The 11,210-nt window shown below is 60.6% G+C and carries 8 protein-coding genes; 7 read left to right on the top strand and 1 reads right to left on the bottom strand.

Going from position 1 to position 11,210, the window contains the following annotated elements; genetic code table 11:
* The first annotated feature begins 187 nt into the window (after positions 1-187).
* The 7 genes from H3L91_RS05400 (at position 188) to H3L91_RS05430 (ending at position 8,261) form a co-directional block, all read left to right on the top strand.
* Entirely contained in the window at positions 188-1,483 is a 1,296-nt protein-coding gene (locus H3L91_RS05400) for an adenylosuccinate synthase (protein WP_007342577.1), read from the top strand.
* Positions 1,484-1,754: 271 nt separating this feature from the next.
* A complete protein-coding gene (locus tag H3L91_RS05405) occupies positions 1,755-2,924 on the top strand; it encodes a sugar transporter (RefSeq protein WP_007342579.1) in 1,170 nt (389 codons plus the stop codon).
* A gap of 151 nt (positions 2,925-3,075) precedes the next feature.
* A complete protein-coding gene (locus tag H3L91_RS05410; protein WP_007342580.1) occupies positions 3,076-3,702 on the top strand; it encodes an NAD(P)H-hydrate epimerase in 627 nt (208 codons plus the stop codon).
* Positions 3,703-3,934: 232 nt separating this feature from the next.
* On the top strand, positions 3,935-6,139 hold the full coding sequence (locus tag H3L91_RS05415; protein ID WP_007342582.1) for a TonB-dependent siderophore receptor: 2,205 nt from the start codon (positions 3,935-3,937) through the stop codon (positions 6,137-6,139).
* A 645-nt stretch (positions 6,140-6,784) separates the two neighbouring features.
* Positions 6,785-7,438, top strand: a complete 654-nt coding sequence (locus H3L91_RS05420) for an HAD family hydrolase (RefSeq protein ID WP_007342585.1) — start codon at positions 6,785-6,787, stop codon at positions 7,436-7,438.
* Positions 7,439-7,515: 77 nt separating this feature from the next.
* Entirely contained in the window at positions 7,516-7,860 is a 345-nt protein-coding gene (locus tag H3L91_RS05425; protein ID WP_152902369.1) for a hypothetical protein, read from the top strand.
* A gap of 182 nt (positions 7,861-8,042) precedes the next feature.
* Positions 8,043-8,261 carry a hypothetical protein gene (locus H3L91_RS05430; protein WP_007342588.1) on the top strand — a complete coding sequence of 73 codons (219 nt, stop codon included), beginning with the start codon at positions 8,043-8,045 and terminating at the stop codon, positions 8,259-8,261.
* Between the two features lie 115 nt (positions 8,262-8,376).
* Here H3L91_RS05430 and acnB read toward each other — a convergent pair whose 3' ends face one another.
* Positions 8,377-10,965, bottom strand: coding sequence for a bifunctional aconitate hydratase 2/2-methylisocitrate dehydratase (gene acnB / locus H3L91_RS05435; protein WP_007342589.1), 2,589 nt, complete (start codon positions 10,963-10,965; stop codon positions 8,377-8,379).
* Positions 10,966-11,210: the final 245 nt, after the last annotated feature.

An 11,210-nucleotide genomic window follows, 5' to 3' on the forward strand; every position in this document is an offset into this window, starting at 1 on the left:
GTTTTTCAGGCGGCCTCATCACAATACAATACAGAGGCCGTCTGAAAACACGGTTTTAAGGATGAAAGGCGCGGAGGCCGCCTGAAAAAGCGTCCGCCGCGCAACGCACCGTACAATATATGCAACGCCCGCCCGACACACTCGGGCGGCCGCCGTTTTTTCCATTCAGCAAACAGGTAGAACCAATATGGCACAAAACGTAGTAGTGATCGGCTCCCAATGGGGCGACGAAGGCAAAGGCAAAATTGTGGACTGGCTGGCCGAACAGACCAGCGGCGTGGTGCGCTTCCAGGGCGGCCACAACGCGGGGCACACGCTGGTGGTCGGCGGCAGGAAAACCATCCTGCGCCTGATACCCAGCGGCATCCTGCACGAAAAACTCGACTGCTACATCGGCTCGGGCGTGGTGGTTTCCCCCGAAGCCCTGTTGGGCGAAATCGACGAACTCACCGCCGCCGGCGTGAAAAACGTGGAAGGCCGTCTGAAAATCGCCCCCACCGCCACCCTCATCCTGCCCTACCACATCGCCCTCGACCAGGCGCGCGAAGCGAGCCGGGGCGCGCAGAAAATCGGCACCACCGGACGCGGCATCGGCCCGGCCTACGAAGACAAAGTCGCCCGCCGCGCCGTGCGCGTGGTGGATCTGTTCGACGCGGGCAGTCTGGCGGGAAAAGTCCGCGCCAACGTGGAGCTGTACAACGTCCAACTGCAACACCTGCACAATGCGCCGCCCGTGTCCTTCGACGAAATCATGGCCAAAATCGAAGGCTTCAAAGCCCGCGTGCTGCCGATGGTGCACGACGTCGCCCGCACGCTCTACGAGAAAAACGCGCGCGGCGAGCGATTGCTGTTTGAAGGCGCGCAGGGTACGCTGCTGGACATCGACTACGGCACTTACCCCTTCGTAACCTCGTCCAACTGCTCCGCCGGTGCGGCCGCAGCTGGCGCGGGCGTGCCGCCGCACATGCTCGACTATGTGCTGGGCATCGTCAAAGCCTACACCACCCGCGTCGGCTCGGGCCCCTTCCCCACTGAGCTGTTCGACGACGTCGGCGCGGGGCTGGCCGAGCGCGGCAACGAGTTCGGCTCGGTAACAGGCCGCCCGCGCCGCTGCGGCTGGTTCGACGCCGCCGCGCTCAAGCGCTCCATCCAAATCAACGGCATCACCGGCATGTGCATCACCAAACTCGACGTGATGGACGGCATGAAGGAAATCAAAATCTGCACCGGCTACGAGTTTGAAGGCAGACACACCGACATCCTGCCATTCGGCGCGGACGCGGTGGCCAAATGCACGCCCGTTTACGAAACCCTGCCCGGCTGGGCGGAATCCACCTTCGGCGCGCAAAGCTACGACGCGCTGCCGGAAAACGCCCGCCGTTATTTGAAACGCATCGAAGAAGTGTGCGGCGCGCCCGTCGCCATCATCTCCACCGGCCCCGACCGCGAGCAGACCATCCTGCTGCAACACCCCTTCGCCTGATTTTCCGGGTGAAACCCGCGTAAAAAAGGCACCGGAGGCCGTCTGAAAAGCCGTTTCCCGCTTTTCAGACGGCCTCCGCATAACAAAGAAGGCCGTCTGAAAATCCGTTTGGCTGCCGCCAAAGCATCTTGGCCGCACGGCTGCGCTGCCAAACCGGACAACTGCCCCGCTATGCCTGCGTTTTGCACTTTTCAGACGGCCTCTCTGCATACAAAGGCAAAGGCTGTCCAGACAACACCGAACGCAATCAAACCAAACCGCATCCGCCGCCATGAAAAACCAAGAATCCGCCCGCTGGCTCAGCGTGTTCGCCCTCACCTGCGCCGCCTTCATCTTCAACACCACCGAATTCATCCCCATCGCCCTGTTGAGCGACATCGGCGCAGGCTTCGCCATGAGCCCCGCCGACACCGGCATCATGCTCACCGTTTATGCCTGGGTGGTCGCCCTCATGTCCCTGCCGCTGATGCTCGCCACCCGCAATACCGAACGGCGCAGCCTGCTGCTGGGCATCTTTGCCGTGTTCGCCGCCGGCCACGTCGTGTCCTATTTCGCGCAAAGTTTCGCCATGCTGCTGGCCGGACGCGTCGCCATCGCCCTTACCCACGCCCTGTTTTGGTCGATCACCGCCGCGCTGGCCGTGCGCATCGCCCCCAAAGGCAAAGGCAACCAGGCACTCGGCCTGCTCAGCACCGGCACCGTGCTGGCCATGGTGCTCGGCATCCCGCTCGGGCGGCTGGCGGGGCAGACCTACGGCTGGCGGCTCAGCTTCCTGCTTATCGGCATCGCCGCCGCATTCGTCGCCGCCGTGCTGGCCCAAACCCTGCCCAAACTGCCCAGCGTCAACACCGGCTCGCTCGAGAGCCTGCCCGTGCTCGCCAAACGCAAAAGCCTGATGCTGCTCTATGTTTTCACCGTGCTGATGATCACCGCCCACTTTTGCTCATACAGCTACATCGAACCCTTCGCCCTGCAAACCGCCCGCCTGCCGCCGCAGCAGGCCACCTTCCTGCTGCTGGTGTACGGCGCGGCCGGTTTCGCCGGCTCGTATCTGTTCGGCCGCCGCTTCGCCCGCCGCCCCCGCCTGTTTTTCGCCGCCTGCGCCGCCGCCCTGGCCGCCGCCATGTTCCTGCTGCTGCCCCTCTCCGGCTCGCTGTGGCCGCTGGCCGCCCTCTGCTTCGCCTGGGGCGTCGCCATCACCGCCCTCAGCCTCGCCATGCTCTCGCGCGTGCTGCGCTTTGCCGACGACGCCACCGACGTCGCCGCCTCGATTTACTCCTCGCTCTACAACGTCGGCATCGGCGGCGGCGCACTCCTCGGCGGCCTCGCCGCGCAGCACTTCGGCCTGCACAACATCGGCTATACCGGCGGCCTGCTCGCCGCCGCCGCCCTCATCCTCGGCCTGTACCTCGTCCGCCGGCCCGATTTTGCCGACAAATAAACGGCTTATTCAGACGGCCTCCGCCGTTAGGGCAGGGTGTGTCGCCCCAAGGCGGCGCACGCGTTCTCTGCCTGATAAAAACAGCCTGCCAGTCCTCCCAAACCGTATTTTCAGACGGCCTCACCCGCCAACCGACCCGAAAGGACAACACATGAAAACCTACACCGCCGCGCAAATGCGCCAACGCGAACAAGCCGCCGTTGACGCGGGCACAAGTTTCGAGCAACTGATGGAAAACGCCGGCCGCGCCGCCGCCGCCGAGCTGATGCGCCGCCTGAACATCCCCGGCCGTGCCCTGTTTGTCTGCGGCAAAGGCAACAACGGCGGCGACGCGCTGGTAATGGCGCGCATCATGCAGGCGCAGGGCTGGCAGGCCGACATCCTCTTTACCGCCGGCGACACCCTGTCCGAGTTGGCCGAAACCAACCGCCAACGCCTGCGCGGCCTCGACGGCGTGGCGTTTATCGGCACGGACGAGATCGAAGGCCGTCTGAAAAACGGCTACGCCGCCATTATCGACGGCATCTTCGGCACAGGCTTCACCGGCGCGCTGCCCGCCAATCTCGCCGCCCTCTGCCGCCTGCTCAACCAAGCCTCGGGCTACAAAACCGCCCTCGACCTCCCCACCGGCCTCAACTGCGACAGCGGCGAAGCCGACCCCGACACCTTCCGCGCCGACCTCACCTGCACCTTCGCCGCCTGCAAACCCGCCCACCACAGCGCGGCGGGCAAGGCACTGTGCGGCCAAACCGTCTGCCTCGACATCGGCATCGACTGAAAACCGCTACGGAAAAGCAAACAGGCCGTCTGAAAAACGTTTTTCAGACGGCCTTTCTCCCAAACCTCCCGCCGCAGACCAAATTTGCAACAAATCCGGTTAATTATTGTAAGCAATTCATCGCCTTGTTTTAAGTTTCACCCCTTATGAAAGATAATGCGCGCCGCTATCGTTTTATCGGCCGAACCGGCCGTGCCATCTCCAAATTTCCAAAGCTGAAAGAAAGCAAAATATGAAAAACAAACAAAAACTTGCCCTGCTGCCGCTGATGGTGGCCGCCGCCTTCGCCTGCGCCGACGACCAGAACGCGCAGGAAGAGGGCGGGCTGGAAACCGTAACCGTCCGCGCCGACACGAAAAAAGTCCACGCCGCCCGCTCCTACTCCATCGCCAGCGACGGCGATTTGCGCGACCGAGTGAACCTGGGTCTGCTCGGCCGCGCCAATGCCTTCACCGCACCGATTACCGTTGTCAACTACGACGAAAAAGTACTGGAAAACAATGCATCCCGCACGCTGGTGGACACCATCGCCAAAACCGACGCTTCGGTGATGCAGTTCGGCGGCGAGAGCAACACGCTGCAAGGACTGTATGTGCGCGGGCTGCAACTGGACGCCAAGCAGTTCAGTATCAACGGCCTGCCCGGCCTCTATTCCTACTGGCATACGCCCACCGCCAACGTGGCCTCCGCGCAACTGATTAAAGGCGCGTCCAGCTCCACCACCGGCATGGATCCCGAGGGCGCGACCGGTTCTTCCGTCAACATCGAAACCAAAAAAGCGTCCGACGAGGGCAACCGCAAAATCGGCTTGGGCTGGTTCGGCAAAAGCCGCCCGCAGGCTTCATTTGATTTCGGACAGCGTTTCGGCGCGAATAAAGAATGGGGCGTACACTTTGCCGGCAAATACCGCCACGGCAACACCCCGCGCCACGGCTATAAGGAAGACAACCAGGAATTCGGCCTGAACGCCGACTATCGCGGCGAAAAACTGCGCGTGTCCTACGACTTCATGTACAACCACCGCAACACCGAAGGCAGCCGCGCCCGTTTCCAAGACATGCAAAACTACGCCTTCGCCTTCCCCAAAGCACCCGACGGCAAAATCAACCTCGTACCGAGCTGGCAGGAGCAGACCACCCGCACCGTTACCAACATGGCCACCTTCGAGTACGACACCGACTGGAACATGCAGCTCTCCGGCGGTATCGGCTATATGGAATCGAAATACGAAGGCGGCTTCACCCAGCTTCGGATGGTCAACCCGGCCACCGGCCAATATTCCGCAGCAGCCGCCACTCCGTGGGACATTCGTTCGCGCACCACCAGCGGTACGCTCAAAGCGCGTGGTGAATTTGACACCGGCCCGGTCGTACACAATTGGGCAGCCTCGTTCGACTACGTTTCCCGCTCGCGCGACCACAAAAGCGGCCCGCTCAACTTCGGCGACCCGCTGCGCGGCCACACGATTTACGCGCCCGATTTCTCCGGCCTCGCCCCGCGCATCTCATCCGCCACCCGCCAAACCGTCGATATGAAGCAGACCACCCCGAGTATCGCCGTTTCCGACACTTTGGGCTTCAACAACAACACCATCCGCCTCACCTTCGGCGGACGCTACCAGTGGGTGAAACAGGACGACTACCGCACAGGCGACAAAAACAGCAAAAAACGCTTCGGCCCGATGCTGGCCGCCTCGTGGGTGCCCTCACCGGATTTCGTGGTGTACGGCAACTACATGGAAGACCTTGAACCTGGCGAAGTGGACGAAGAGGGCAACGCCTCCAAACCGCGCGTCAGCAAACAAATCGAACTGGGCGTGCGCAAAAACTGGGGCGACATCGTAACCTCTGCGAACATCTACCAAATCACCCGCCCGGGCTACTGGCGCGGCAACACCACACGCAACACCGACTATGCCCGTCTCAAAGCCGCAAGCTTGGCAATGGCCGGCCAGGAACAAGGCAAAGAACGCTATCGCGGCTTGGAACTGAATGCCTATGCCAATCTGCTGAACAAAACCCTGCGCCCCAGCATCGGCATGAGCTTCATCCGCTCCGACCTGATCGATTTTCCCAAATGGGACGACATGCTTGTCGCGCGCGGCCATCAGGTAACCAGCCCCAAATTCATCGCCAAAGCAGGCGTGGAATGGGATACGCCGTTTGCCAAGGGGCTGACGCTCAACGCCAACGTCCAGCACTACGGCAAGTCGTATCAGGATGCAGAACGGAAATACCAACTGCCCTCCTACACACTGGTTGACGTCGGCGCACGCTACAAAACCAAACTCGGCGGCAACACGCTTACCGTCGGCACGGCAGTGGAAAACCTGTTCAACAAAAACTACTGGCAAATCCAGCGAGGCCGCTTCGACCGCAGCTTCGCCGTCGTCGGCATGCCGCGCACTTACTGGCTGAAAGCCGAATTGGAGTTCTAAACCGCCGCCGTTCCGGTTTGCAACAGAAAGGCCGTCTGAAAGCCCGTTTTCAGACGGCCTTTTGCCGCCAAGGCAGGGTGTGTGGCACAAGCCACGCACCCGGTTTCGGGATTTGCGGGATGCGGGCATTTGTTGCAGGGCAGGGAACGCGTGCCGCCGGGACGGAGCACCCTGCGGAGGGCTGGCATAGGGAGGCCGTCTGAAAGCGCAGCATCAACGAAGTGTTGTAGGTCGGATTCTCGAATCTGACATTTTCTCGCAGGATCATTCCGCCGCGTGGGATGTCGGATACAAGTATCCGACCTACGACTACTGGCTGGAAGCCGAATTGGAGTTCTAAATCGCCGCCGTTCCGGTTTGCAACCGAAAGGCCGTCTGAAAAACATACCGGCTGCGCCGCAACCGCGTTTTCAGACGGCCTTTTGCCGCCAAGGCAGGGTGTGTGGCACAAGCCACGTACGCGGTTTCGGTATTTGCGGGATGCGGGCATTTGTTGCAGAACAGGGAGCGCGTGCGCCGCCGGGGCGGCACACCCTGCGGAGGGGCAGGCATAGGAGGCCGTCTGAAAAGTTTTCAGACGGCCTTTTCTCCTTTGACCCGCGCCAAAGGCTACAATGCCACCCTTTTCCAACACACGGACACACCATGATACAAGCCGTTTTATTCGACCTGGACGGCACACTGGCCGACACCGCCCGCGACCTCGGCGGCGCGCTCAACACCCTCCTGCGCCGCCACGGTCTGCCCGAAAAAAGCCCCGCCGACATCCGCCCCCTGGCCGGACAAGGCGCGGGCACGCTGGTTTCCTTCGGCTTCGGCATCGCCGCATCACACCCCGAACACGAAACCCTGCGGCAGCAATACCTGGCCGAATACCAAAGCTGCTCGGGGCGCGACACCGTCCTCTTCCCGCAAACCGCCCCTCTCATCGCCAACCTGCACGCACGCGGCATCCGCTGGGGCATCGTAACCAACAAACACGCCCGCTTCACCGACGCCCTCGTGCCACAGCTCGGCTTCCCCGCGCCGCCCGCCGCCGTCGTCAGCGGCGACACCTGCCCCCAAGCCAAACCCAACCCCCAACCCCTGCTCCACGCCTGTGCCCAACTAAACCTCGCGCCGCACCAATGCCTGTACGTCGGTGACGCCGAACGCGACATACAGGCCGGCCGCAACGCAGGCATGAAAACCATACTGGCCATGTGGGGCTACATCGCCCCCGCCGACCACCCCGAAAACTGGGGCGCCGACTTCACCGCACACCAACCCGCCGAAATCACCGCCTTTCTGGATGCCTGAACGCACCGCAACATAGCCGCTAGCCCACGCAAAGTTGGGAAACATTTGAATCGCTGGGGAAACGTCTTGCGAAAACCTTGCCATCCGGCTGGTTTTTTCGCGCGATGTGCCAACAGGCAAATGTCGGCAGACTATCGCGTAACAGCGCGGAACGGGAAGCGGGCAAGCCGCTGCCGGAAGTGTTTGCGGCAACGTGGAGCGGTGAGTATTGGATATTTCGCAAGCAGGATGTGATTGTGCGGCGGATTTCATTTCTGTCTATGATTGAAGGTGGTTTGAAACGGGAGCATACGATGAAACCAAGCCATTATGATGCACTGCTTACGTTTGCGCGTTTATTGAGCGAAGTGCAATCAGGCGCGCCGAAAATTTCATGGCAAAAAATTACGCCCATTAGCAAAAAAGACCACCAGCAGGCATGAAAACATTTGTTTTACATAATATTTTTTTCGCTTGTTGTGTCGGGATGGGCATTATGGAATTTTAGTGAACAGCGCACCATTACGCTTGGCATGTTGTTTTGGGCGGTATTGCCCGGCTACGCGCTATGGGTGCTGAAAAAGGAATTATCTGATGCCATTCGTATTTTACGCACGTAATCGGCATGGGGCAGTCTGAAAACTTTACGCTCTATTTCATGCCCATCCCCAAAGGCAGATACCGCTATTACCCTAAAAATACGCTGGAAGCGCGTTGCGGCAAATATCTATCTGATTGGCATCGTTTCACGTTGGCAGATTGGCAAGCCCTGCTTCCCGATGCACCCAGCCCCGAAGATTTACAGCGTTTGATTCATGCAATTGGACGGCGGTTGACCAATTAGTTTGAGGCCGTCTGAAAATCCCTTGACGCGGTTTTCAGACGGCCTCTTTTTCGCAAGCCGCAATAAAAAACGGAACAACTTTGATGCTGTTCCGTTTCTTTCTGAAAAGCCTCGTTTACACGTTCACGGCTTCGGCTTTTTCGTTGTATTCCTCAATCTCGTTGAAGTTCATATAACGGTAAATCTCGCTGCCTTTTTCGTTGATGATGCCGATATTGGCCTGATACTCCTCAACGGTGGGGATGCGGCCGAGTTTGGAGCAGATGGCGGCCAGTTCGGCCGAGCCGAGATAGACGAAGGTGTTTTTACCCAGGCGGTTGGGGAAGTTGCGGGTGGAGGTGGACATGACGGTCGCGCCTTCGTGCACCTGCGCCTGATTGCCCATGCACAGCGAGCAGCCGGGCATTTCCATGCGTGCGCCGGCGCGGCCGAGTACGCCGTAGTGGCCTTCGTCGGAGAGCTGGTGCGCGTCCATTTTGGTCGGTGGTGCCATCCACAGGCGCACGGGGATGTCGCTCTTGCCTTCCAAGAGCTTGGAGGCGGCGCGGAAGTGGCCGATGTTGGTCATGCACGAGCCGATGAACACTTCGTCGATTTTGGTGCCGGCGCGTTCGGACATGAAGCACACGTCGTCGGGGTCGTTGGGGCAGGCGATGATCGGCTCTTTGATGTCGTCCATATTGATGTCGATTATGGCGGCGTATTCGGCATCGTGGTCGGCTTCGAGCAGCTGCGGGTCGGCGAGCCATTTTTCCATTGCCCTGATGCGCCGCTCCAGCGTGCGCGCGTCTTGGTAGCCGTCGGCAATCATGTTTTTCATCAACACGATGTTGGACTTCATGTATTCGATGATGGGTTCTTTGTTAAGCTTGACGGTGCAGCCTGCGGCGGAGCGTTCGGCGGACGCGTCGGTCAGCTCGAAGGCCTGTTCGACTTTCAAATCGGGCAGGCCTTCGATTTCGAGGATGCGGCCGGAGAAGATGTTTTTCTTACCGGCTTTGGCGACGGTGAGCAGGCCTTGTTTGATGGCGTACAGCGGAATGGCGTTGACCATGTCGCGCAAGGTTACGCCCGGTTGGAGCTTGCCTGAAAAACGCACGAGTACGGACTCTGGCATATCCAGCGGCATCACGCCCGTTGCGGCGGCAAAGGCCACCAAACCCGAGCCTGCGGGGAAGGAGATGCCGATGGGAAAGCGGGTGTGCGAGTCGCCGCCGGTGCCGACGGTGTCGGGCAGCAGCAGGCGGTTGAGCCACGAGTGGATCACGCCGTCGCCCGGGCGCAGCGATACGCCGCCGCGCGTGGAAATAAAGGCGGGCAGTTCTTTGTGCGTTTTCACGTCAACCGGCTTGGGATAGGCGGCGGTGTGGCAGAACGACTGCATCACCATGTCGGCGGAAAAGCCGAGGCAGGCGAGGTCTTTGAGTTCGTCGCGGGTCATCGGGCCGGTGGTGTCCTGCGAGCCGACGGTGGTCATGCGCGGTTCGCAGTAGGTGCCGGGGCGCACGCCCTGTCCTTCGGGCAGGCCGCAGGCGCGGCCGACCATTTTCTGCGCCAGCGTAAAGCCTGCATTACTCGGCGCGGGGGCTTGAGGCAGCCTGAAAACTTCGGAAGCGGGCAGGCCGAGGGCTTCGCGGGCTTTGGCGGTGAGGCCGCGCCCGATAATCAGATTGATGCGCCCGCCTGCCTGCACTTCGTCGAGCAGTACCGGCGATTTCAATTCAAATTCGGCGACGGTTGCGCCGTTTTTCACGATTTTGCCCTCGTAAGGCAGAATATCGACCACATCGCCCATGTTCAGCGCGGACACATCCACTTCGATTGGCAGCGCGCCCGAGTCTTCCTGCGTGTTGAAGAAAATCGGCGCGATTTTGCCGCCGAGGCACACGCCGCCGTAGCGTTTGTTCGGCACAAAGGGAATATCCAGACCGGTGTGCCAAATCACGGAATTGGTGGCCGATTTGCGCGACGAGCCTGTGCCGACCACATCGCCGACGTAGGCAACGGGATGGCCTTTGGCTTTGAGTTCTTCCAGTAATTTGATCGGCCCGATTTCGCCGGCTTTGTCGGGCGTGATGCCCTCGCGCGGGTTTTTCAGCATCGCCAGCGCGTGCAGCGGAATATCGGGGCGCGACCATGCGTCGGGCGCGGGGGAAAGGTCGTCGGTATTGGTTTCGCCATCGACTTTGAACACGGTTACGGTGATTTTTTCCGGCACTTTTTCGCGGGCGGTAAACCATTCGGCATCCGCCCAAGACTGCAATACCGCCTGCGCGTGGACATTGCCTTTGGCGGCTTTTTCCTGCACATCGTGAAAGGCATCGAACATCAGCAGCGTGTGTTTCAGGCCGTTGGCCGCAATCGGCGCGAGGGTTTCGTCGTCCAACAGCTCGATCAGCGGATGGATGTTGTAGCCGCCGAGCATCGTGCCCAACAGCTCGGCGGCATACTCGCGCGACACCAGCGGACTCTGCACGCTGCCTTCGGCCACGGCGGCCAAAAACGAGGCTTTGACTTTGGATGCGTCGTCCACGCCCGGCGGCACGCGGTGGGCGAGCAGGTGCACCAGAAATTCAGTATCTTCGCCTGCGGGGGGATTTTTCAGCAGTTCCACCAAGTCGGCGGTCTGCACTGCGGTGAGGGGAAGGGCAGGAATGCCCAAAGATTCGCGCTCTGCGGCGGCTTTGCGATAGGCTGCTAACATGTGTCGTTCCTTTATGTGTTTTTCTTTTGGCTGCTGCGGATGTAGTCCGAAGTAGTCGGCGAACTATAAACCAAATCCGGCCAAATAGGAATACGCGCGGGCGCGGGTTTACCCTGTGAAAAGGGTGCTGATAAACAAAAGCAATATGGCGTACAGGCCGTCTCTGCCTGCGCGGGGATGACGTTTCTGAAAAAGCGTCGGCGGCCGAAAACGGGGTTGGCCGAGCCTAAGCCGCGCTTTCAGAC

Origin of the sequence: Neisseria bacilliformis, assembly GCF_014055025.1 — a bacterium.
Classification (GTDB): Bacteria; Pseudomonadota; Gammaproteobacteria; order Burkholderiales; family Neisseriaceae; genus Neisseria; species Neisseria bacilliformis.

Excerpts from the sequence above, each read along its gene's own strand:
- H3L91_RS05400 (WP_007342577.1), top strand. The coding sequence starts at position 188 with ATGGCACAAAACGTAGTAGTGATCGGCTCCCAATGGGGCGACGAAGGC.
- H3L91_RS05415 (WP_007342582.1), top strand. The coding sequence starts at position 3,935 with ATGAAAAACAAACAAAAACTTGCCCTGCTGCCGCTGATGGTGGCCGCC.
- H3L91_RS05405 (WP_007342579.1), top strand. The coding sequence starts at position 1,755 with ATGAAAAACCAAGAATCCGCCCGCTGGCTCAGCGTGTTCGCCCTCACC.
- H3L91_RS05410 (WP_007342580.1), top strand. The coding sequence starts at position 3,076 with ATGAAAACCTACACCGCCGCGCAAATGCGCCAACGCGAACAAGCCGCC.
- H3L91_RS05430 (WP_007342588.1), top strand. The coding sequence starts at position 8,043 with ATGGGGCAGTCTGAAAACTTTACGCTCTATTTCATGCCCATCCCCAAA.
- H3L91_RS05420 (WP_007342585.1), top strand. The coding sequence starts at position 6,785 with ATGATACAAGCCGTTTTATTCGACCTGGACGGCACACTGGCCGACACC.
- acnB (WP_007342589.1), bottom strand. The coding sequence starts at position 10,965 with ATGTTAGCAGCCTATCGCAAAGCCGCCGCAGAGCGCGAATCTTTGGGC.